15 protein-coding genes are annotated in these 22,667 nt (G+C 67.1%); 12 read left to right on the top strand and 3 right to left on the bottom strand.

Annotated elements, in window-relative coordinates; all coding sequences use genetic code 11:
- Positions 1–6 precede the first annotated feature (6 nt).
- Positions 7–1,371 (top strand): cryptochrome/photolyase family protein, encoded by a 1,365-nt coding sequence (locus C8J24_RS15005; RefSeq protein ID WP_107933635.1) that lies wholly within the window; start codon positions 7–9, stop codon positions 1,369–1,371.
- Between the two features lie 57 nt (positions 1,372–1,428).
- A complete protein-coding gene (locus tag C8J24_RS15010; protein WP_107933637.1) occupies positions 1,429–2,676 on the top strand; it encodes an SAM-dependent methyltransferase in 1,248 nt (415 codons plus the stop codon).
- A gap of 24 nt (positions 2,677–2,700) precedes the next feature.
- On the opposite strand, the gene C8J24_RS15015 is transcribed toward C8J24_RS15010, so the two are convergent.
- Both C8J24_RS15015 and purF read right to left on the bottom strand, forming a co-directional pair.
- On the bottom strand, positions 2,701–3,411 hold the full coding sequence (locus tag C8J24_RS15015; RefSeq protein WP_056675647.1) for an SDR family NAD(P)-dependent oxidoreductase: 711 nt from the start codon (positions 3,409–3,411) through the stop codon (positions 2,701–2,703).
- A 17-nt stretch (positions 3,412–3,428) separates the two neighbouring features.
- The gene (purF, locus tag C8J24_RS15020; RefSeq protein ID WP_037527979.1) at positions 3,429–4,886 is read right to left on the bottom strand and encodes an amidophosphoribosyltransferase; all 1,458 of its coding nucleotides are present in this window, start codon (positions 4,884–4,886) and stop codon (positions 3,429–3,431) included.
- Positions 4,887–5,019: 133 nt separating this feature from the next.
- Between purF and hisI the strand changes: the two genes are divergently transcribed.
- From hisI to C8J24_RS15040, 4 genes are read left to right on the top strand one after another with little or no spacing between them, the layout of a single operon-like run.
- Entirely contained in the window at positions 5,020–5,382 is a 363-nt protein-coding gene (hisI, locus tag C8J24_RS15025) for a phosphoribosyl-AMP cyclohydrolase (protein ID WP_031396541.1), read from the top strand.
- The gene (locus C8J24_RS15030) at positions 5,379–5,882 is read left to right on the top strand and encodes a hypothetical protein (protein ID WP_236559005.1); all 504 of its coding nucleotides are present in this window, start codon (positions 5,379–5,381) and stop codon (positions 5,880–5,882) included. The genes hisI and C8J24_RS15030 overlap by 4 nt, the downstream gene beginning before the upstream one ends.
- A gap of 32 nt (positions 5,883–5,914) precedes the next feature.
- Positions 5,915–6,367, top strand: a complete 453-nt coding sequence (locus C8J24_RS15035) for a MerR family transcriptional regulator (protein WP_031396539.1) — start codon at positions 5,915–5,917, stop codon at positions 6,365–6,367.
- Positions 6,368–6,370: 3 nt separating this feature from the next.
- On the top strand, positions 6,371–8,173 hold the full coding sequence (locus C8J24_RS15040; RefSeq protein ID WP_107933639.1) for an acyl-CoA dehydrogenase C-terminal domain-containing protein: 1,803 nt from the start codon (positions 6,371–6,373) through the stop codon (positions 8,171–8,173).
- A 137-nt stretch (positions 8,174–8,310) separates the two neighbouring features.
- On the opposite strand, the gene C8J24_RS15045 is transcribed toward C8J24_RS15040, so the two are convergent.
- Positions 8,311–11,364, bottom strand: a complete 3,054-nt coding sequence (locus C8J24_RS15045) for a TonB-dependent receptor plug domain-containing protein (RefSeq protein ID WP_107933641.1) — start codon at positions 11,362–11,364, stop codon at positions 8,311–8,313.
- A gap of 337 nt (positions 11,365–11,701) precedes the next feature.
- Here C8J24_RS15045 and C8J24_RS15050 point away from each other — a divergent pair, with 337 nt between their 5' ends.
- From C8J24_RS15050 to addA, 6 genes are read left to right on the top strand one after another with little or no spacing between them, the layout of a single operon-like run.
- Positions 11,702–14,062 (top strand): PAS domain-containing sensor histidine kinase, encoded by a 2,361-nt coding sequence (locus tag C8J24_RS15050; protein WP_107045841.1) that lies wholly within the window; start codon positions 11,702–11,704, stop codon positions 14,060–14,062.
- Between the two features lie 43 nt (positions 14,063–14,105).
- Positions 14,106–14,555, top strand: a complete 450-nt coding sequence (gene tsaE / locus C8J24_RS15055) for a tRNA (adenosine(37)-N6)-threonylcarbamoyltransferase complex ATPase subunit type 1 TsaE (RefSeq protein WP_107933643.1) — start codon at positions 14,106–14,108, stop codon at positions 14,553–14,555.
- A complete protein-coding gene (locus C8J24_RS15060; protein WP_208620991.1) occupies positions 14,552–15,520 on the top strand; it encodes an aminoglycoside phosphotransferase family protein in 969 nt (322 codons plus the stop codon). The genes tsaE and C8J24_RS15060 overlap by 4 nt, the downstream gene beginning before the upstream one ends.
- Positions 15,517–16,272: a nucleotidyltransferase family protein gene (locus tag C8J24_RS15065; RefSeq protein WP_107933648.1), complete on the top strand. Its 756-nt coding sequence runs from the start codon at positions 15,517–15,519 to the stop codon at positions 16,270–16,272. The genes C8J24_RS15060 and C8J24_RS15065 overlap by 4 nt, the downstream gene beginning before the upstream one ends.
- Positions 16,265–19,207: a double-strand break repair protein AddB gene (addB, locus tag C8J24_RS15070; RefSeq protein WP_107933650.1), complete on the top strand. Its 2,943-nt coding sequence runs from the start codon at positions 16,265–16,267 to the stop codon at positions 19,205–19,207. The genes C8J24_RS15065 and addB overlap by 8 nt, the downstream gene beginning before the upstream one ends.
- Positions 19,194–22,622 carry a double-strand break repair helicase AddA gene (gene addA / locus C8J24_RS15075; protein ID WP_167396780.1) on the top strand — a complete coding sequence of 1,143 codons (3,429 nt, stop codon included), beginning with the start codon at positions 19,194–19,196 and terminating at the stop codon, positions 22,620–22,622. Before addB ends, addA begins: the two co-directional genes overlap by 14 nt.
- Positions 22,623–22,667 lie beyond the last annotated feature (45 nt).

The following is a 22,667-nucleotide window of genomic DNA, read 5'->3' on the forward strand; positions in this document are numbered from 1 at the left end:
CAGGCGATGACAACACCCGTACTTCTCTGGCTTCGCCAGGACCTTCGCCTGCATGATCACCCGGCGCTCGTCGCCGCTACGCAGGAAGGGCCGGTGATCCCCGTCTATATCCTCGATGACGACGCGCCCGGCGACTGGGCGATCGGCGGTGCCCAGCGCTGGTGGCTCCATCACAGCCTCGAGGCGTTCGCAAAGTCGCTCGACAAGAAGGGCTCCCGCCTCGTTCTGCGGCGGGGCGATGCGGTCTCGACACTCCGGTCGCTGATGACGGAGACGGGCGCGGAGCGGGTGTTCGCGACGCGCCAGTACGAGCCGTGGTGGCGCAAGGCCGAGGATGCGCTCGGCGATGCAATCTGTCTCCACGATGGCAACCAGCTGGCCCGGGTCGAGAGCGTGACGACCGGAGCAGGCGGGCAGTTCCGCGTCTATTCGTCGTTCTGGAAAGCACTGTCGCAGATGATGCCGCCGCCGGAACCGGTGGCGATGCCGCGCAAGATCGACGCGCCGGAGACGTGGCCCGAATCGGACGCACTGGAGAGCTGGAAGTTGTTGCCGACCAAACCGGACTGGTCGGGTGGCTTTTCCGACTGGCGCCCCGGCGAGGATGCCGCGCGGAAGGCGGTGGCGCGGTTCGCGGACGTCGCCGACGATTACGACCACGACCGCAACATACCCTCGACCGAGGGGACGTCCCGGTTGTCCCCGCATCTTCATTTTGGCGAGATCAGTCCTCGCCAGGTCTGGCATGCCGTCTCGGGGCACGGCGACGGCGTCACGACGTTCCGCAAGGAAGTGGCGTGGCGTGATTTCACGCAGGGCGTGGTGCTGGCGCTCCCCGATTATGGCCGCCGCAACGGAAGGCCGGCGTTCGATGCGTTGCCATGGCGCACCGGCAAGGCGGCGGCGTCCGATCTGAAGGCCTGGCAGACCGGTCGGACAGGCTATCCGATCGTCGATGCAGGGATGCGGCAGCTCTGGGCGACGGGCTGGATGCACAATCGCGTTCGGATGATCACCGCGAGCTTCCTCGTCAAACATCTGCTGCTCGACTGGCGCGAGGGCGAACGCTGGTTCTGGGATTGCCTGGTCGACGCGGACTACGGCAATAATTCAGTCAACTGGCAATGGGTCGCGGGCACGGGGGTCGATTCGAACATGTTCGGCCGGATCATGGCGCCGCTGTCGCAATCGGAAAAATTCGATGCGGGCGACTATATCCGCCAATGGGTGCCGGAGCTCGCCGGGGTTGCGGGCGACGCGATCCACGACCCGGACGAGTCCGGGTGCCGGCCGCGCGACTATCCCGCCAAGATCATCGGTCACCGCGAGGCACGCGAGCGCGCGCTCGAGGCGGGGCGCCACGCGCGCTGACGCCTTTTGGCACGCGCCTCTTTCCTAGGTGACGGCGCTGTTGCATGGAGCGCCGCGATGACCGCCGCCCACGCCTTTGACGACGCCGCTACGGGGCGCGCAACCAGTGCAGCACGCCTGACCGCGCCGATATTCCACCGCCTGCTCGACCGGATCGATGCAGGACTTGAGAGCGGCGGTATCGAGGCAAGCTTGCCCGACGGCACCCGCCGTTTGCTGGGAGGGCGTGCACCCGGGCCGATGCCGATCGTTACCGTCCATCGCTGGCGGGCATTGCTAAGGCTGGCGACGGCCGGATCGGTCGGGTGGTATGAAGGCTGGACTGCGGGGGACTGGTCGAGCCCCGATCCGGTTCCGCTATTCGACCTGTTCATGCGCAACCGTATCTCCCTGGGCCGGACGGCGCGATCGGGCGGGGTTGCGCGACTCTCGGCTCGCGCGTGGCACTGGATGCGACGCAATCACCGCACGGGATCACGGCGCAACATCGCCGCACATTATGATCTCGGCAACGACTTTTACGAGACGTGGCTCGATCCCAGCCTGACCTATTCGAGCGCGTTGTTCGCCGAGCCGATCAGCGAGGCCGAACCGCTCGAGCATGCCCAGACGACGAAGCTCCAGGCGATTCTGGACAGGACGGGTACGCAGCCCGGCGATCGCATCCTCGAGATCGGCTGCGGCTGGGGGTCCTTCGCAGCCCTCGCCGCGCAGTCCGGTGTCGACGTGCACGGCCTCACCCTGTCGACCGAGCAGAAGCGACAGGTCGACGCGCGGATGGCCGAGGCGGGGCTGACGGGGGTGACCGTCTCGCTGACCGATTACCGCGACGTCGTCGGAACCTATGACGCGGTGGCCAGTATCGAAATGGTCGAGGCGGTGGGTGAGGCCTATTGGCCGGCCTATCTCGACGCGGTCGCGCGGGCGCTGAAACCCGGCGGCCGTGCCGCGCTTCAATATATCACGATCGACGATGCGATCTTCGATGCCTATTCGACGAGCGTCGACTTCATCCAGCGCTACGTGTTTCCCGGCGGCATGCTGCTGTCCGAGCCGCGGTTCCGCGCTTTGGCGGAGGCACGCGGTTTGACGTGGGAGGATCAAAGCAGTTTCGGGCTGCACTATGCCGAGACATGCCGGCGTTGGCGGATCGCGTTCGACGCCGCCGTCGCGCAGGGGCGCTTGCCGGCACGGCTCGACGCGAAGTTCGTCGCGTTGTGGCGCTATTACCTGATGTATTGCGAGGGCGGGTTCCGCGGTGGCGGCATCGACGTCGCACAGGTGACGCTGGTGAAGCGACGCTGATCGTCCGCCCCGCAAGGGAAGGATTTAGGCGACGCGTTCGAAATGGCCGGGTTCGAACCCGTCGACAGCCAGCGCGACGATACGGTCAGCGACGACCTGCGGATCCTTGACCGAGTTCGGATCCTCGCCCGGATAGGCACGCGCGCGCATCTTGGTGCGGGTCGCGCCGGGATCGACGATCGCGGTGCGGATGCCGCTGATCTCGGCCATCTCGTCCCCGTAAGCGCCGAGCAGCGTCTCGAACGCCGCCTTCGAGGCACCGTAGAGCCCCCAATAGGCTCGCGGCTTGCGGCCGACGCTCGACGTGACACCGATCACGCGCGCCGACTTCGCCTTTTTCAGCATCGGATCGAACGCGGCGATCATCGCCGCCTGCGCGCTGACGTTGAGCGTGAGGACCTGCGCCATTTCCTTCGGATCGATCGCCGGGACCGACGACAGCGATCCCAGCATGCCCGCATTCAGCACGAGGATGTCGAGCGCATCCCAGCGATCCCCGATCGCGCTGGCGAGCCGGCCGATCGCCTCGCTCTCGGCGAGGTCGAGCGGTGCGATCGTCGCGGAGCCGCCGGCGTCATGGATCGCCGTCTCGACCTCTTCGAGGCCGCCCGGCGTGCGCGCGGTAAGGACCACGTGCGCCCCCTTTGCAGCGAGCGCGATCGCGGTGGCGGCGCCGATGCCGCGGCTTGCACCGGTGACCAGCGCAAGCCGGCCTTCGAGAGGCTTGTCGGTCATTCTAGCTCCAGGACTTGTCAGATAACGCGTTCGGCGAGCATCGCGAACTGATCGACCTCGGCACCTTCGTCGTGATCAGTCAGCGTGGTCGGGTAATCGCCGGTAAAGCAGGCATCGCAATATTTCGGACGAATATCCGCGCGCTTGGCCTCGCCGAGCGCCTTGTACAGCCCGTCGATCGAGATGAAGTTGAGGCTGTCGGCGTGGATGAAGCCCGTCATGCCGCCCAGATCGAGCTTGGCTGCGAGCAGCTTGGCGCGTTCCGGCGTGTCGACTCCGTAGAAGCAGGAGTGGCGGGTCGGCGGGCTGGCGATGCGCATATGGACTTCGGCCGCGCCCGCCTCGCGCATCATCTGCACGATCTTGAGCGAGGTCGTCCCGCGGACGATCGAATCATCGACGAGGATGACGCGCTTGCCCTTGATGAGCGCACGGTTGGCGTTGTGCTTCAGCTTCACGCCGAGATGGCGGACCTTGTCACCCGGGGAGATGAAGGTGCGACCGACATAATGCGAGCGGATGATCCCAAGCTCGAACGGAATGCCCGATTGCTGCGCATAGCCGATCGCCGCGGGGGTGCCCGAATCGGGGACGGGGATGACGAGATCGGCATCGACCGGCGATTCGATCGCGAGCTGTGCCCCGATCGCTTTGCGCACCGAATAGACCGAATGGTCGTCGACGATCGAATCGGGGCGCGAGAAATAGACCCATTCGAAGATGCACGGCCGCGCCGCCATCGGCGCGAACGGGCGGATCGAGCGGATCTCGGACCCCTGGACGATCACGAGCTCGCCCGGCTCGACCGCGCGGACGAAGGTTGCGCCAACGACGTCGAGTGCAACCGTTTCAGACGCAAAGATCACCGCGTCGCCAAGCTTGCCCATGACCAGCGGCCGGATGCCCAGCGGATCGCGGCAGGCGATCATGCCCTCGGGCGTCATCACGATGAGCGAATAGGCACCCTCGACCTGCTTCAACGCGTCGATGAAGCGATCGAGCAGCGTGCGATAGTTCGACGTCGCGACGAGATGGATGATCGTCTCGGTATCGCTGGTCGACTGGAAGATCGAGCCGCGACGGACGAGCTCCCGACGCAGCCGCATCGCGTTCGAGATATTGCCGTTGTGCGCGATCGCGAAACCGCCCGTCGACAACTCGGCGTACAGCGGCTGGACGTTGCGGAGCGCGGTCTCGCCCGTCGTCGAATAGCGGACATGCCCGCAGGCGACCGTGCCCGGCAGTGCGCGAATCACGTCGTCGCGATCGAAGTTCCCGGCGACATGGCCCATTGCGCGGTGCGTATGGAAATGGGCGCCGTCGAACGTCGTTATGCCGGCGGCTTCCTGGCCGCGATGCTGCAGCGCATGGAGGCCCAGGGCGACAAGCGCCGCCGCGCCGTCGGTGGCCGAGACGCCAAACACCCCGCATTCTTCACGGAGTTTGTCGTCATCATAAGGGTTTGTGGTCAGCATGCCGGGTCTCACGTCGTGCGGAGCATGCCCTATAGTCGCGGTTCACACGTTTGTCGCCTCCTTGTAATAACATTGCGCAATGGGTTTGATCTCTCGCGTCGCTTCGCGCCCGCTTTCTGGTATGTCCCCGGGCATGACACACAGCCGCGACACGGGCCTGACGCTCGATCCGAAGTTCGACTCCTCCGGCCTGCTGACGGCGGTCGTCACCGATCGCGTGTCGGGCGATGTCTTGATGGTGGCGCACATGAATGCCGACGCGCTGGCGCAGACCCAGGCGACCGGAGAGGCGCATTTCTGGTCGCGGAGCCGGCAAGCCTTGTGGCGCAAGGGGGAGACGTCGGGCAATGTGCTGCGCGTCGCCGAACTCCGGATCGACTGCGACCAGGACGCGATATGGGTGATCGCCGATGCCGCGGGCCCGGCCTGTCACACCGGCGAACGTACCTGTTTTTTCCGGCGTATAGAGGGTGATGGCCTGGTGACCGCCGAATGAGCCACTGGCGTGGCGGGCTCATGCTCCTGCTGTCGCTGCTGGCCGGATGCGACGGTGCGTCGACCAGCATCACCAATACCGAGAGCACGCCCGGTTCGCGGCTCGAGTCGGCGGCGCGGAGCGCGGGTATCGTTGGTGATCCCGGTGCCGCGCTTCAGGGCTCCTGGGCGCGCGATACCGACCGGATCTGCATCATTGGGACCGAGCGGGTCAGCCGGATCGGCGTCAGCGTCGATTATGGCGAAGCTCAGAGCTGCGCGGCATCGGGGACCGTCGAGCGCTCCGGCGAGCGGCTGCAGATGACGTTCGGCAAATGCGCATTCGATGCGCGGTTCGACGGGGATCGCATCACATTCCCCGCCGACATGCCCGAAGCGTGCGAAGCGCTGTGTGCGGGACGAGCCTCGCTTGCCGCGGTGACGGTCGATCGGTTGAGCGAGTCGCGGTCCGAGGCGGCCACGCTGCGCTCGAAGGCGGGCAAATTTCTATGCCGAGATTGACGTTGACGTAAACGAGAGCTAAATGTTCCGGCATGGCGACCAGAGCATCCCCGGCAGAACGGGCATCTCCCGAATCCTATGCGGTGATCGAACCGCGGCATGATCGCGACCATTTCACGATATCGGATCTGTCGAGCGAGTTCGACGTGACCGCACGCGCGCTTCGCTTCTACGAAGACGAAGGGCTGATCGCGCCCGAGCGACGGGGCACGCAGCGTATCTACTCGCACCGCGACCGCGCACGGCTCGCATGGATCCTGCGCGGCAAGCGTGTCGGCTTCAGCCTCGGCGAGATCCGCGAGATGATCGACCTTTACGACGTCGGCGACGGGCGTCGTGCGCAGCGTCAGGTCGTGATCGAGCGCAGCCAGTCGCGGATCGCGCTGCTGACCGCGCAGAAGCGGGATATCGACGCCGCCATCGACGAACTTACCAATTTCGTGGCCCTTCTCGAAGTCGGCCGCGCCAACGACCAGCAAGGATAGACCATGCCCCAATATACGCCCCCCGTCCGCGACACGCGCTTCGTCCTCGAACAGGTCGTCGGCCTCGACCGCTACAGCAACCTGCCGGGCTTCGACGCGGCTTCCCCCGACGTCGTCGACGCGGTGCTGGAAGAGGGCGGAAAATTCGTCGCCGAAGTCCTGTTCCCGCTCAACCTGTCGGGTGATCAGCAGGGCTGCACCCGCCACGAGGACGGATCGGTCACGACGCCCGACGGCTTCAAGGAGGCGTACAAGCAGTATGTCGAGAGCGGCTGGGCGACGCTTGGCAACCAGCCCGAATATGGCGGGCAGGGGATGCCGCACGTCGTCTCGACCGCGTTCCAGGAATACATGATCTCGTCGAACATGGCGTTCGCGATGTACCCCGGCCTGACGCATGGCGCGATCGCCGCGCTGGTCGCCAAGGGATCGGACGCGCAGAAGGCGATGTACGTGCCGAAGATGGTGTCGGGCGAATGGGGCGGGACGATGAACCTGACCGAGCCGCAGTGCGGCACCGATCTGGGCCTGATCCGCACCAAGGCCGAGCCGCAGGCGGACGGCTCCTATGCTATCACCGGCACGAAGATCTTCATCTCGAGCGGCGAGCATGACCTGACGGAGAACATTATCCACCTCGTCCTCGCCAAGACGCCGGGCGCGCCCGACAGTTCGAAGGGTATCTCGCTGTTTGTCGTGCCGAAGTTCCTCGTCAACGAAGACGGTTCGCTCGGCGATCGCAACGGCGTCACCTGCGGGTCGATCGAGCACAAGATGGGGATCCACGCCAACTCGACCTGCGTGATGAACTATGACTCGGCGACCGGCTGGCTCGTCGGCGAGGAGATGAAGGGCCTCGCCGCGATGTTCATCATGATGAACGCGGCGCGTTTGGGCGTCGGCCTTCAGGGGCTGGGCGTGGCCGAGGTCGCGTATCAGAATGCGGTGCAATATGCGCAGGACCGTCGCCAAGGACGCGCGCTGACCGGGCCGAAGGAGCCGCAGGAAAAGGCGGATTCGCTGTTCGTCCATCCCGACGTGCGCCGCATGCTGATGGAGGGCAAGGCGATGACCGAGGGGTTGCGCGCGCTGATCCTGTGGACCGCGCTGCAGGGCGATCTCGAGCATAACGCCGCGACCGAGGAAGAGCGTCAGCTGGCGGGCGACATGATCAGCCTGCTGACCCCGGTCATCAAGGGCTATGGCACCGACAAGGGCTATGAGATCGCCACCAACGCGCAGCAGGTCTATGGCGGTCATGGCTACATCGCAGAATGGGGCATGGAGCAATATGTGCGCGATGCGCGGATCGCGATGATCTACGAAGGCACCAACGGCGTGCAGGCGATGGATCTGGTCGGTCGCAAGCTGGCGCAGAACGGCGGTCGCGGGATCCAGGCGTTCTTCAAGCTGGTCGCGGACGAGGTTGCGGCGGCTAAGAGCGATCCGGCGACGGCGGCATTTGCCGAGGCGCTGGAAAAGGCGAACGGCCAGCTTCAGGCGGCGACAATGTGGTTCATGGCGAACGGCATGAAGAACCCTGAGAATGTCGGCGCCGGTGCGGTCAGCTACATGCATCTGATGGGGATCGTCGCGGTCGGCGCGATGTGGCTGCGGATGGCGGTTGCCGCCACCAAGCTGAAGGCGGCCGGTGAGGGCGAGGCGGCGTTCCTCGACGCCAAGCTGATCACCGCGCGTTTCTATGCCGAGCGGATCCTGCCCGACGCGGGCGCGCTGCGTCGCAAGATCGAGGGTGGCGCGGAGTCGCTGATGGCGTTGCCGCCGGAGATGTTCATGGCGGCGTGATCGCCATCCTCCAGACGTGAAGGGCGCGGGCATCGGGATATCCTCCCGCGGCCCGCGCCCTTTTTTTGTCCATGTCGCTCGGACAAAAAAGGGGAGCCGTTGCCGGCTCCCCTCCTGAGGTACGATGTGTCCGGGGATCAGAAGTTGATCCGGACACCTGCATAATAGCGGCGGCCGAGCGGATCATAAGTGCCCGCATCGGTATCCTGGCCGGCCGACGCGCCGATATCGGCGAGATAGGGCGGCTTGTTATTGAGCAGGTTCGACCCGCCGACGTAGAATTCGAAGCCGTCGTTCGTCTGGAAGCGGATCTGCGAGTCCAGGTAGAATTGCGGACGGACGCGGTACAGCGGATTGGTACCCGGGCGGGCGCCGGTCAACTGGTCGTCGAGGCTTGCCTGGCTCATCCAGGTGCCCGTCGTCGTAAAGCCGACACCATCGATGTCATAGGACAGGTTCGTCGTAAACCGGTCGCGAGACGCACCGATCTCACCCGCGAAATAGTCACGATCCGCATCGGGCAGGGGCACCGTGTAGCCCGAGATCAGATGCGTGTATGAGCCTCGCAGACCAAGTGTGCCGGCGAGACCGATATCGGCGAGATCCTGGCGATAGGTGATGACCGTATCGATGCCCTGGGTCTTGACGCCACCGCTGTTGAGGAAGCTGGTCGTCAGCTGGTCGAGCGACCCGGCGCTGTTCGGCCCGAGCGCGGCCGCACGGCGCGTGATCTGGCTGCAATAATCCGAATTGCCCTGCTGGTAGCACTGGTTGACGATGTATTGCAGCGGCGTCTGGACGATCGCATCCTTGATCCGGATGTTGAAGTAATCGACCGTGACGACGAGGTTGCGCAGCGCTCGGACCGAACGCGGGTTGATCACCACGCCCGCGGTGAAGGAATCGCCCTTCTCTTCTTGGAGGTTGCGATTGCCCGCCTCGAAGCTGGTGACGCCCTGGATATCGGCCTGGTTCGCGGCGAACGCGCCGCCGTTCGCCGCGATGTTGGCGAGCACGCCGGACGCGGCACGGCAGGTCGTGCCGAGCGTTCCGGCCGTCGCCGCGGTCACGCCGATGCAGGGATCGTTGACGCTTGGGAAATTCTGCTGCGGAGCCTGGAACAGCTCGTTGATGTTCGGCGCACGCACCGACCGCGCCTGCATCACGCGGAAGCGGATATCCTCGACCGGTGCCCATTCGCCGCCGAAATTGTAGCTGTAGGTGGTGCCGACGGTCGAATAATCGGACACGCGGATCGCGCCGCGGACGCTCAGCGACTGGAAGAACGGCTTGTCCTGGATGATCGGTGCGACGACCTCGCCGAACCCTTCCCAGAGATGGAAACGTCCCGCGGTCGATGGCAGCGCGTTGTTGCCGTTCAGGCCCTGCTGGGTGAGCAGATCGAAGTCGTTGCGGCTGCTCTCGCGGCGGTATTCGGTACCGACGCTGAAGCCGATCGGGTCGGCGCCGAACAGCGAGAAGAGCTTGCCCGATACGTTGCCGCCGGCAACGGTCTGCGTGACCTTCGTGCTGAGCGTGGTCGGCACGGCGAGATAGCCGGCCGCCGGTGCGAGCGCGCCCGCGCCGTAGATGTTGGCGGGAACGCAGCCTGCTGCGCGCGCGGTCGGATCGGCGCACACGATCTGCCCCGTTGCTGGATCGCGATAAGAATTTAGCGCCTGGAAGAAGTTAGCGGTATTAAATTGGCCGGTTCCGACCTGGTCTTCTTTGGTCTGGCCATAGATCCCATAAACTTCATAGTTAAAGCGGTCTTCGAAGAACTTGCCGTTTGCGCCGCCCGCGATGCGGAACAGGTCACGGCTGGACCGGATCGTCCGGGGTCCGAAATCGGCGAGACGGCGATCAAAATAGATGTCCCGCAGTCCATCATTGTCGGTGTCCGTCGCAGCATTGAAGATCGCGTCTGGCACATAGGGGTTGCGATAGGTTACGCCGCCGACGACCGTCTGGATCGGGATCTGGCCCGAATTGCGTGGGTTGCTGAAGGTCGAATCGAGGGGGAACGCCTCGATCACGGTGCTGACCTTGGTCTTGGCATAATTGCCCTCGACGAACAGGTTGAGTGCAGGCGACACCTCGTAATTTGCGCGGCCGGCGGCAACGTAGCGCTCGACGGGAACGGCGAGATAACGGAAGTCGGACCGGTTGAAGCCGTCCGGGCCCGCGGCCGTACCATCGGCATTGACGCAGCCCCCCGTGCCGTTGGCGGACGCGCAATCGCGCAGCGCGCCATCCTGACCATAGGTGAAGGTGCTGTCGCCGGCATAATAGCGACCCTGCGGCGCAAACCCCGAAAGATACGGCCGCTGCGGCGTAAACAGCTCGGCATCGTTGCCTGTTAGATAGCCGCGGCTTGTCGAATCGACGGCGCTTGAACCCGCCTCGGTGAAACGGTCGCGCTTCAGCACTGTACCCTGCTTCGAATAGCCACCGAACAGCATGATGTTGCCGCGATCGTCAGCGAAGTTCTTCCCGACGAGGGCATTGACCTGACGGTCGAAGCCGTCGCCATATTGCGACATGCCGACTTGGCCGTCGAGCTGGATGCCGTCGAACTTCGTCTTGTAGATCATGTTGACGACGCCCGCGACCGCGTCGGACCCATAGACGGCCGATGCGCCGCCGGTCAGGATGTCGACGTTCTCGAGGAACTGCGTCGGAATCACGTTGAGATCGACCGCGCTGCTGCCCGGAAGGCCCGAGACGAAGCGGCGGCCGTTGACGAGGACCAGCGTGCGGTCCTCGCCAAGGTTGCGCAGATTGACCGTCGCCACGCCCGCGCCCTGCGTCGCGAAGCTCGAATTGGTGCGGCTGACGCCCGGGGTGCCGAATGCCGGATTCTGAAGCAGGACGTCCTGGACGTTGATCGCGCCGGCCTGCTGGATCTGCGCGATGCCGACGCTCTGGAGCGGCGAGGCGGCAGTGGCCGACGGCGATGCGATTCGTGAGCCGGTCACGACGATCTCGCCTGCCGGCGCTTCTGCAGCACCCTGCGGGTTCTGATCCGTCGCGGTCTGGGTCGGGGTTGCCGGCTCCAAGGCCTCTGCCTGAGCGGCTGCCTCGGGCGTGGCCGCAGGCGTCGCCGGCGCGGTTTGCGCGGCAGCGGGGAGCGTGGAAACCGCAACGAGGAGGCTCGTGGCGAGCAGACTGCGACGATAGACTGGGGTCATTTAATACTCTCGACTGAAACATTCCGACGAAGGGGCAAGGCCGCTGACCTTCGTCGATGCGCCGCCGTTAGGCCGCGCGGCGCGGCCCGATCCACTCGATTGAGACGAATAGGATCGTTTTTTTACAATGTGTTTCATCCTTGCAACAGTCTGGAGGGATTGGGTTTCCAGCGCCTCGGGCTGACGCGCCGGAGCCGCCAAGCGTGCAGGTGAGTCACCCGATCAGCCGCATGCGATTTCCCGATCGCCGTCTTCCCCCGGGGGGCGCTGTTGGCGTAGACGGAGCCATGGCGGTTACCGTGTTTCCCGATCCCGTTGCGAAGAGTGTCTCCGGGACATGACGGTCCCCGGAACATGGGCGACCGTTCTGGCCGGCGTTGCGACGCTGCTGCTGCTCGGGCTTGGCGGGCTGCTGCTGTTCCTGGGATTGCGCGCGCGCGCCGGTGTCGCGACGACCCTCGCCGAGAATGCGACGATGCGTGCGTTGCTCGATGGGTCGCCGGCCGTTGCGACGGTCGTCCGCTCGGATGGACGAGTGGAGATGCCGCAGCGGATGGCGGACTGGCTGGGTATTCCGGCGCCACGCTATCTGATGGATCTGGCGGGTGAGGAATCTGGGCTCTCACCCGAGGATGCTGCCGCGCTCACTGCTGATGTGACCGCTGCACAGCGTTCGGGCCGGCCCTTTGTCCGTGCCGTCCGCCCCGTCGGTTCGACGCGGGCCATTACGCTGCGCGGCGCGCGCGCGCCTGGTGCGATGGGGGCAACCGGCAGCATCCTGATCTGGGCGTTCGATGCAACGGACAGCGAATCCGAGATCAAGCGCCTCGGCACCGAGACGGCGCGGCTTGGTGCCGCCTATGAGGCGCTGACCGGGCTGATCGAAGCAGCGCCGCTGCCGATGTGGTACCGGGCGCGCGATCTCAGGCTGTCAATGGTCAATTCCGCCTATGTTGCGGCCGTCGAGGGCCAGGATGCGCAGGACGTGGTCGCGCGCGGCCTCGAACTCGTCGAGGGATCGGGGCGCGGCGGGCCGCTGGCGGGTGCCGCCGCCGCGCGCGAGCAGGGGCGGCCGCACCAGCAGGTCCTGCCCGCGACGATCGACGGGGCCCGTCGGTCGCTCCAGATCTATGACGTCCCGCTCCCGACCGGTGGCGTAGCGGGCTTTGCGATCGACATCGAGGATCTCGAGCAGGCGCGCTCGGGTGCCAAGCGTTTCGCCGAGGCGCAGCGGGCGATGCTCGACCGATTGTCGGCGGGGGTCGCGCAGTTCGGTGGCGACCGCGGCCTGGTCTTCTGCAACCAGCCGTTCCGGCGCATGTTCGCGATGCGGGCGGAGTGGCTCGCCGACCGTCCCGAATTCGACCGCGTGCTCGAACGGATGCGCGAAGCGGACCGGCTCCCCGAGGTCCGCGACTTTCCGGCATGGAAGGCCGAGCGTCGCGCATGGTTCATGCAGACCGGGACCATGCCGAACGGCGGCGCGAGCGAGGAGATCTGGCATTTGCGCGGCGGGACGCATTTGCGCGTCGTCGCCCAGCCCTTGCCCGATGGCGGGCTGTTGCTGATCTTCGAGGACCGCACCGAGCATGTCCAGCTCGCCAGCGCGCGCGACACGCTGCTTCGCGTCCGTACCGCCACCTTCGACAATCTGTTCGAGGCGCTTGGCGTGTTCGCGGCCGATGGGCGGCTGCAATTGTGGAACAACCGGTTCAGGGTGCTGTGGGGCCTCGAGGAGGAATTCCTTGCCGGCCATCCGCGTGTCGACGTCTTTGCCGATGCCGCTGCGGGCAAGTTGATGACGCCGAACCGGTCGGCGCTGATCCCCGATCTCGTGCGATCGGCGACTGCCGGACGGCAGCAGCGTGGGGGCCGCGTTGCCTTTGCCGACGGCCGGCATTTCGAATTCGCGGGTGTCCCGCTGCCCGACGGCAACGCGCTGTTCACGATGCTCGACATCACCGACAGCCGGCGTGCGGAGCAGGCCTTGCGCGAACGCGCGAACGCGCTCGAGGCGGCGGACAAGGTGAAGACGGCGTTCGTCGCGAACATGAGCTATGAGCTCAAGACGCCGCTGACGTCGATCAGTGGTTTCGCCGAGATGCTGCACGGTGGCTATGCCGGGCCGATGAGCGAACAGGCCGGGGGGTATCTCGAGGCCATTCTCGAATCGGTCGAGCGGCTAGGGCTGCTGGTCGACGACGTGCTCGACCTGACCCGGACCGAGAGCGAGAGCACCGAGATGGTGCGCACCGATGTCGAGCTGGCGGTGGTCGCCCGCGCCGCGGCAGGCTCGATCCAGGCCACTGCGCGGCGCCGCAAGCTCGACTTCGCGATCGAGATCGGGCGCTCGACCGGGCGTATCTGCGGCGATCCCAAGCGATTGCGCGAGATCGTCGAGCATCTGCTGCGTCACGCGGTCGCCGGTACGCCCGAGGGGGGGCGGATCCTCCTGCACGCCGACGGCAATGCAACGCATGCGCGGATCGTCGTGTCGGATGACGGCGCGGGGATGAGCGCGGAAGGCGTCGCGCATGCGTTCGACCGGTTCGCCGAATCCAAGACGATCGGCGATCGTGCGCTGGGGCTCGGCCTGCCGCTCGCCAAGCAGTTCGTCGAGGCGCATAACGGCACGATCGATCTCGTATCCGAACCCGGAAACGGCACGCTGATCACGGTCGAACTGCCGCGGAGATGATCATCGCTTTGAAGAGACACGCACGCTGCCCGGGTTCGGTCGCATGACGGCGCTGCGGTTAGAGGATCCCGCCGCGACCGAGGCGTTCGGCGCGAAACTGGCAGCGCACGTCAAGGTGGGTGACGTGATTGCGCTGACGGGGACGCTCGGCGCGGGGAAGACGAGCCTGGCACGCGGGCTGCTGGCCGCGCTCGGTCTGGTCGGCGAGGCGCCATCGCCGAGTTTCGCGATCGTCCAGCCCTATGCACCACCCGAGGTGCGTCTGCCGGTGCTCCACGTCGATCTGTACCGGATCGACGATCCGGACGAGATCGTCGAGCTCGCGCTTGACGACGCGCGCTATGATTCCGTGCTGATCGTCGAATGGCCAGAGCGGGCGGGGCCGGACTATTGGCCGGACGCGCTTCGGCTCGACCTCACGATCGAACCGGATGGCACGCGCGGCTTGACAGCCGGAGTGCCGGAGGGTTGGACGCGGCGATGGCCGATATGACACCCCCGGCGGGCGCCGCCGCATTTCTCGACGCGCAGGGCTGGGCGGGGGCGACGCTCCTGCCTGTAGCGGGCGACGCGTCGTTCCGTCGCTATTTCCGCGTCGTCGCCGGGACACGCCACGCGATGCTGATGGACGCGCCGCCGCCACATGAAGACCCGCGCCCGTTCATCGCGGTCGCACAGTGGCTGGTCGAGCGGACGTTCCGGGCACCCGCGATCCTCGCGAGCGACCTGACGCAGGGACTCGTGCTGATCGAGGATTTTGGCGATGATCGGTTGCGCGAGGCGATCGACGCATCGTCCGACGAGGGCATGGCGCTCTACGCGCCCGCGATCGACCTGCTCGGACGTCTTCACGCGCACCCGGCCGGACCATTCGCACCCTATGACCGTGCCGTCCTGGCGCGCGAGGCCGCGCTGTTCGTCGACTGGTATTGCCCGGCCATCGGGATCGTCCCGGACCGGGCGGGCTGGGATGCGGCATGGGACGCCGTGTTCGATCACGGGATCGCGACCGACCCCGTCACCGTACTGCGCGATTATCATGCGGAGAATCTGATGCTGCTCGCACCGGACGGAGCGCTCGGCCTGCTCGATTTCCAGGACGCGCTTGCCGGGCACCCGGCCTATGACCTCGTGTCGCTGTTGCAAGACGCACGGCGCGACGTCGACCCTATGGTCGAGGTGGCGATGCTCGCGCGCTACCGCGAAGCGACGGGCGTCGGTGACGATTTCCTCGACGCCTATCACGTGCTTGGCGCGCAGCGGAACGCCAAGATCCTCGGCATTTTCACGCGGCTGTGGAAGCGCGACGGCAAGCCGCGGTACCCGACCTTGTGTCCCCGGGTCTGGACGTATCTCGAGCGTGACCTGGCCCAGCCGGTGATGGCGCCGGTCGCGGCCTGGTTCGATGCCAATGTGCCGGCCGCTCGGCGCGGCGACCCGCTGGCGTTGGCGGCATGAGCGGCCAGCGCATGATCCGTCCGATCCCGCGCGGGACGGTGCCCGAGACGGCGATGGTGATGGCGGCCGGGCTCGGCAAGCGGATGCGCCCGTTGACCGCGACGCGCCCCAAGCCGCTGGTCGAAGTGGCCGGCAAGGCGCTGATCGACCATGTCTTCGATCGGCTGCAGCGTGCCGGGATCGCGCGCGCGGTGGTCAATGTTCACTATCTTGCCGATACGTTGCAGGCGCATGTCACCGATCGCTACCCCGATATCGAGGTCGTGATTTCGGACGAGCGTCGCCGGTTGATGGAGACGGGCGGCGGGCTGGTTCAGGCACGTACCCTGCTCGGCGATGCGCCGGTTCTGGTGGTCAACAGCGACAATCTCTGGATTGACGGACCGGTCGACGCGATCCGCCTGCTTGCGTCGCGCTGGGACGATGCGACGATGGATGCGCTGCTGCTGATGGTGCCGCTCGCCCGCGCGCACAATCACGGCGGTCCGGGCGACTTCCATCTCGCAGCGGACGGGCGGATCACCGGACGACGCAAGCCGGGGCGGGTCGCACCCTTCGCCTTCACGGGCATTCAGATTCTCCACCCGCGCGTCATCGCGGATTGGCCCGAGGGACCGTTTTCGACGAACCTGTTCTGGGACCGTGCGATCGCTGCGGGCCGGGCATTTGGCCAGGTCCATCAGGGCCTGTGGTTCGACGTGGGCACCCCCGCGGCGATTCCAAGGACCGAGGCAATCCTGGCCGGTGGCTGAACGGACGGGGCCGACCCTCTACACCATCCCCGCCCATCGCGCCTTTGCCGATGCACTGGTCGCGGGGTTGCTCCGGCGGGCAGGGCAGGACCCGCTGGCGCTCGCCCGCGCGCTGATCCTGTTGCCCAACAACCGCGCGATCCGGGCGGTGACCGATGCGTTCGTGCGGGCGAGCGGCGGGGGGCTGGTTCTGCCGCGGATGATCGCGCTGGGCGACACGGGGCTGGGCGAAGCGGTCGGCGCGGCGCTCGATCCGGCGGACGACGCCGATCCGCCGCTGCCCGCGGTGCCGCCCTATCAGCGGCGGATGATCCTTGCGCGGCTGGTGTCGGAAGAACGCCGGCGCGGGGGGCATCCGATCGATGCGGCCGAGGCGGTCCGACTTGCCGGCGAACTCGCCAAGACGCTCGACCAGCTGCTCGTCGAGGAGGTCGCGCCGACGCGCCTGCACGAGATCGAACTCGGTCCCGAACTGACCGAACACTGGCAGCGCGCATTGTCGACGTTCGACGTCGTGTTGCAGCGATGGCCGGGCGAGCTGGCCCGCCTGGGGCGGATCGACGCGGCGACTCGGCGCGCCGCGCTGCTCGACAGATTGGTGGTGCGGTGGCGTGCGACGCCGCCGGCCGGGCTGGTCTGCGCTGCGGGCGTCACCGACTCCGCGCCGTCGGTCGCGCGCGCCCTGCGTTGCGTCGCAGACCTGCCAGGCGGCATGGTGGTGTTCGCGGATCTCGATCTGCACCTGCCCGACGAGGAGTGGGATGCGCTGGGACCCCACCCGCGAAACCCGGATACCGGGCTGACGCGGCGGTCGATCGAAACGCATCCGCAATTTCATCTAAAGCTCCTGCTCGAACGCATGGGCGTCGGGCGCGCCGAGGTTGCGACCTGGCGCGAGGGCGGTGGCCATGACGCCGACACGACCCGAAGCCGCGCTATCGCCAATGCACTGGCCCCCGCCGACTTCACGGGAAAGTGGACCCGGCTGGGCGCGGAGGACCGCCGCCTGAAGGGGGTGACGGTCGCCGAACTGGCAACCCCCGCCGAGGAGGCGCAGGCGATCGCACTGGCCCTGCGCGGCGTACTGGAGGAGCCGGGACGGACAGCGGCGCTCGTCACGCCCGATCGCGCACTAGCGCGGCGTGTCGCGGCGCATCTTGGACGCTGGCAGATCCTGATCGACGACAGCGCGGGCCGGCCCTTGTCGATCCTCCCGCCCGGGACCCTGATCCTCGCGCTGGTCGAGGCTGCGGCACAGCGTTTCGCACCGCTTGCGTTGCTGGCGCTGCTGAAGCACCCGCTGGTCCGCAGTGGCGATACCCGGCTGGCGTGGCTCGACGGCGTTCGCGCGCTCGATCGCGCGTTGCGCGGACCGCGGCCCGCAGCAGGGCTCGATGCTGTCGATGCGCATCTGCGTGCCGGAACGGCGAAGCGCTGGTGGCCGGAGGCGCAAGCGCTGCTCACGCCGATCGCCACGGTTTTCGAACGCGGCGCCCAGCCGCTCGGCCCGTTGCTGGCGATCGTTCGCGAGACGGCCGCGGCGCTGTGCGGCGATGAACTCTGGGCCGGCCCCGCAGGGCGTGCCGCGGCGCAATGCCTTGCCGATCTTGAGATCGAAGCCGATGCCGGCCCGCCGCTTGTCGATCCCGGCGAACTTGCGCAGCTTTTGCGGACCTTGCTCGACGAGGTTGCGGTGCGGCCATTGCAGGGCGCGCATCCGCGTCTGGCGATCTACGGCCTGCTCGAGGCCCGACTGCAGACCGCAGACCTGATGGTTCTGGGCGGGCTGAACGAAGGCATGTGGCCAGGCCGTCCCGCGCCGGACCCGTGGCTCGCGCCGCGGATCCGCGCTGAACTCGGGCTGCCGGGTCTCGAACGGCAGGTAGGGACGTCGGCGCATGATTTCGCCCAGGCGCTCGGCGCGCCGCGGGCGATCGTCACACGTGCGCGCCGCGACGCCAAGTCGCCGGCGTTGGCGTCGCGACTGTGGCTGCGGTTGCAGGCCCTTGCGGGGGACAGGTTCGAGCGCGCCGAGGCGCTGGAGGCGTGGACACGCGATCTCGACGATCCGCGGGCGCACCGGCCCTCCGACCGTCCGGCACCGTCGCCTATCGCCGCGCTGCGGCCAAGGCTGATTTCGGTGACCGAGGTCGACCGGTTGAAGGCCGACCCCTATGCCTTCTACGCGCGCCGGGTGCTCGGACTGATGCCGCTCGACCCCGTCGATGCGGATCCGAGCGCCGCGTGGCGCGGCACCGCGGTCCACGACATTCTCGAACAATGGTGGAAGCACGACGCCTGCGCGATCGATGCATTGCGGCCGCGTGCCGAGGCGATGCTGCGCGACGAGCGGACGCACCCGATGATGCGTGCGCTCTGGCAGCCGCGGTTGCTCGAGGCGATCGACTGGATCGCGGGCACGATCGCGGCGCAGGCCATCGATGGCCGGGTCGTCGCCAGCGCGGAAGGCAAGGGCGAGATCGCTATTGCGGGGGTGACGCTGCGGGGACGGTACGACCGTGTCGACCGACTGCCGGGCGGCGAGCTGGCGATCATCGACTACAAGACCGGCAAGCCACCCTCGGCGACCGCGGTGCGCGCGGGCTATAGCCTCCAGCTGGGGCTGCTCGGCCTGATCGCCGAGCGCGGCGGCTTTGCCGATGTCGCGGGCAAGGCGGGTGCGTTCGAATATTGGTCGCTTGGCAAGAAGCGCGATGCGTTTGGCTATGTCGAGAGTCCGGTCGATCCCGAAGGCAAACGTGACAAGATCCCGACCGCGGATTTCACCGCGACGGCGGCACACAACTTTACCGAGGTCGCGGGAAACTGGCTCACCGGCAGCGCCGCCTTCACCGCCAAGCTCGTGCCGGAATATGCGCCTTATGCCGAATATGACCAGCTGATGCGCCGGGATGAATGGTATGGCCGTGAATAGTGGCGAGCTCCGCACCTTACCCCGGCTCAAGGGCGCGCAGGCCGCAGCTAGTGACCCCAGCGCTCATGTCTGGCTGTCCGCATCGGCGGGAACCGGCAAGACCCAGGTCCTCGCGGCGCGCGTCTTCCGCCTGTTGCTGCGCGGCGTCGATCCGGGCGCGATCCTGTGCCTGACTTTCACCAAGGCGGGTGCCGCCGAAATGGCACAGCGGATCAACGGGCGTCTTGCCGCGTGGGTGCGGATGCCCGGTCCCGCGCTGGGTGCCGATCTGATCGCCTTGGGGGAGGTGCCCGACCAGGCGTTGCAGGATCGTGCGCGGACGCTGTTTGCCAAGGTGCTCGACGCGCCGGGGGGCGGGTTGCGGATCCAGACGATCCACGGCTTCTGTCAGGGGCTGCTGGCGGCGTTTCCGGTCGAAGCCGGGCTAACCCCCGGTTTTCGCCCCCTGGAGGCGCGCGAGGAAGCCGGGCTTGCACGCGAGGCGCTGGCGGGGATGCTAGCGGACGCCGAGCGTGAGGGGCGGGAGCGTCCCGTCGAGATCGTGGGCCGTTTGTCCCTGCGAATGGGGGAGGGCGGTGCCGAGGGGTTCCTGATGGCCTGCGCCCGCGCGCTGCCCGCGCTCGAGGCGTTGCCGTCGGGTATCCGGCCTTGGTTGCGCCGGACGCTCGAACTGCCCGCCGGCAATATCGACGAGGCGGTCGCGGACTGGTGCGAGGCGCTGGATATCGATGCCATCACGCGGATCGGCGCGGCCAACCGGGCGTGGGGAACCGCGACCGGCCTGAAGCAGGCGGCCACGGTTGAGGCGTGGCTCGCGTCGCCGGACCGTGCGGCTATGCTTCCCGACCTCGCAGGCGTCGTGCTGACGGCCAAGGGGGAGCCGCGCAAGGCGCAGAAGAAGCTGATCGACCTCGAACCTGACTATGAGATCCTGGCACAGGATGTCGGCGCGGCCTGTGCAGATATTGCATCGATGATCCAGCGCGTGGCCTATGCCGATCTTCTCGCGGATGGGCTGGAGGTCGGGCGCGATTATGCGCGTGCCTATGCACTCGCGAAACGACGCGTCGGCGGGGTCGATTTCGACGATCTGATCGCGACGACCGTGGCGTTGCTCGACCAGCCCGGCATTGGCGAATGGGTTCGCTACAAGCTCGATCAGGCAACCGAGCATGTCCTGATCGACGAGGCGCAGGACACCAATGCCGACCAGTGGCGGATCGTGCGGGCGCTGGCCGACGAATTCTTCGTCGGGCGCGGTATCTATGCCCCGTCGACGCGCACGCTGTTCACGGTCGGCGACTGGAAGCAGGCGATCTTCGGCTTTCAGGGGACCGACCCGTTCAACTTCGCCGCCGCAGAGCTGCATTTCGGGCGGCGTGCGCTCGAGGTTGCGGGCGACGACGAATGGCCGGAGGCGGAGCGGGGCCTGCCGCTCGAGCGGCTGTCGCTGACCCACTCCTTCCGATCGACCCGGCCGATCCTCACGTTCGTCGATGCCGCGGTCGCCGCGGCGGGCGAGCCGGGGCTTGGCGCGATCGGCGAGCTCGAGGTCCATGCGAGCGAGGTCAAGGGCCCGGGCAGCGTGACGCTGTGGCCAACGGTCATCGCAGGGGGGAGCGAGGACGACGAGGAGGGCTGGGTCGACGATGCGGTCCGCAAGCTCGCGGGCGATATCGCCAAGGCGGTCCGACGCTGGCTCGCGCCCGATGGGCTGATGCTCGAGAGCAAGGGGCGACGGCTCCGTCCCGAGGATGTGATGATCCTCGTGAAGCGGCGCGGCGATCTCGCGTCGCTGATCGTCGCGCGGCTTTATGCCGAGGGCGTGCCCGTCGCGGGTGTCGACCGGCTGCGCTTGAACGCACCGCTCGCCGTCCAGGATCTTCTCGCGACGATCCGCTTCGTGTTGCAGCCGGAAGACGATCTGAGCCTGGCATCGCTGCTCGTCTCGCCGCTGATCGGCTGGACGCAGGACGAGCTGATGGCGGCGGCGCCACGTGAGGCCGGCCCGTTGTGGCGACATCTTCAGCGGACGCAGTCCGCCGAGCGCCTTGCGCCGCTGCTCGCGATGCTCGCTCGTGCGGACATCGCAACGCCATATCAGTTTCTGGAGGAGCTCCTGTCCGGGCCGCTCGACGGACGGCGCAAGCTGATCCTGCGGCTGGGGACCGAAGCGCGCGATCCGATCGAGGAACTGCTCAACGCAGCACTGACGTTCGAGAGCAACACGACACCGTCGCTGCAGCGCTTCCTCGACTGGTTCGATCGCGGCGATGTCGACATCGTCCGCGATCCGTCGGCGCCGCTCGATGCAGTGCGCGTGATGACCGCGCACGGCGCCAAGGGCCTGCAGGCACCCTTGGTGATCCTTGCCGATGCGACCGCCGATCCCGCCGCCGCACCGCGGTCGATCCTGAAATGGACTCCCGAGGACATGGTCGCCCCGTTGCCGGTGTTCCGCCCGCGCAGCAGCGAGCGGGGTGGCCCCCTCGATGCCGTGGTGACTGCAGCCGAGCGGCGCGAACTGGAGGAGCATTGGCGGCTGTTTTATGTCGCGGCGACCCGCGCCGAGGAGCGTCTGGTCATCGCGGGCGCGCTCGGTACGCGGGCGCAGGGCATTGCGCCGGTGACGAGCTGGTATGGCGCCGCGGATCGCGCGCTGACGGCGTTGGGCGTGGCGGACGCGGAGGGCGAGCGGGTCTTCGTCGGCGACGGGACGGAATTTCCGGTACCGGTCAAGCCCGCGGCGAACGACGTGGCCGTGCCTTCCCAGACGATACCCGACTGGGCCCGGCACGCGGCACCGAAGGAGTCGCGACCGTCGCGACCGTTGTCGCCATCTGCGCTCGGCGAGGATGCGGTGTCCGACCCGCCGCCGACCCCGGAGATGCGGCTTGCGGCCGAACGCGGCGCGTTGATCCACAAGCTGCTCGAGCGCCTTCCCGCGGTCGACGGCGGTTCGCGGGCGGCGGCGGCGGATCGCTGGCTCGGCCAGGCCGGCGGTGTTTCCGATCCCGCCGCGCGTGCGGAAATTGCAGCGAGCGCGATCGGCGTGATCGAGCATCCGCGCTTCGCAGACCTGTTCGGTATCGACTCGCTTGCCGAAGCGCCGATCGCGGCCACGCTGGCGGACGGCATCGTGGTATCGGGCACCGTCGACCGGCTGCTGATCGGTGCGGAGACCATCCGGGTGATCGATTTCAAGACCGGGCGGCGTGCGCCGCGCGGGCTCGACGAGGTGCCGGACTATCATCTCAAGCAGATGGCGGCCTATGCGGCGGCGTTGCGGGTGATCTTTCCGGGGCGGACGATCGAGGCGGCGTTGCTGTACACCGCGGCACCCCGATTGATCGAGATATCGGCCGATATGCTCGACAGGCACAAGCCGCGCTATGCGATGACGGAGCAAAGCTAGGCTGTCGACGGTTGAGACGCGTGCAGCCGGACCCTAGATTACGGT

Source organism: Sphingomonas aerolata, assembly GCF_003046295.1.
GTDB classification, from domain to species: Bacteria; Pseudomonadota; Alphaproteobacteria; order Sphingomonadales; family Sphingomonadaceae; genus Sphingomonas; species Sphingomonas aerolata.

What these genes read in the sequence shown, in the direction of transcription:
- C8J24_RS15005 (WP_107933635.1), top strand. Translation starts at nt 7, where the DNA reads ATGACAACACCCGTACTTCTCTGGCTTCGCCAGGACCTTCGCCTGCAT.
- C8J24_RS15010 (WP_107933637.1), top strand. Translation starts at nt 1,429, where the DNA reads ATGACCGCCGCCCACGCCTTTGACGACGCCGCTACGGGGCGCGCAACC.
- C8J24_RS15015 (WP_056675647.1), bottom strand. Translation starts at nt 3,411, where the DNA reads ATGACCGACAAGCCTCTCGAAGGCCGGCTTGCGCTGGTCACCGGTGCA.
- purF (WP_037527979.1), bottom strand. Translation starts at nt 4,886, where the DNA reads ATGCTGACCACAAACCCTTATGATGACGACAAACTCCGTGAAGAATGC.
- hisI (WP_031396541.1), top strand. Translation starts at nt 5,020, where the DNA reads ATGACACACAGCCGCGACACGGGCCTGACGCTCGATCCGAAGTTCGAC.
- C8J24_RS15030 (WP_236559005.1), top strand. Translation starts at nt 5,379, where the DNA reads ATGAGCCACTGGCGTGGCGGGCTCATGCTCCTGCTGTCGCTGCTGGCC.
- C8J24_RS15035 (WP_031396539.1), top strand. Translation starts at nt 5,915, where the DNA reads ATGGCGACCAGAGCATCCCCGGCAGAACGGGCATCTCCCGAATCCTAT.
- C8J24_RS15040 (WP_107933639.1), top strand. Translation starts at nt 6,371, where the DNA reads ATGCCCCAATATACGCCCCCCGTCCGCGACACGCGCTTCGTCCTCGAA.
- C8J24_RS15045 (WP_107933641.1), bottom strand. Translation starts at nt 11,364, where the DNA reads ATGACCCCAGTCTATCGTCGCAGTCTGCTCGCCACGAGCCTCCTCGTT.
- C8J24_RS15050 (WP_107045841.1), top strand. Translation starts at nt 11,702, where the DNA reads ATGACGGTCCCCGGAACATGGGCGACCGTTCTGGCCGGCGTTGCGACG.
- tsaE (WP_107933643.1), top strand. Translation starts at nt 14,106, where the DNA reads ATGACGGCGCTGCGGTTAGAGGATCCCGCCGCGACCGAGGCGTTCGGC.
- C8J24_RS15060 (WP_208620991.1), top strand. Translation starts at nt 14,552, where the DNA reads ATGACACCCCCGGCGGGCGCCGCCGCATTTCTCGACGCGCAGGGCTGG.
- C8J24_RS15065 (WP_107933648.1), top strand. Translation starts at nt 15,517, where the DNA reads ATGAGCGGCCAGCGCATGATCCGTCCGATCCCGCGCGGGACGGTGCCC.
- addA (WP_167396780.1), top strand. Translation starts at nt 19,194, where the DNA reads ATGGCCGTGAATAGTGGCGAGCTCCGCACCTTACCCCGGCTCAAGGGC.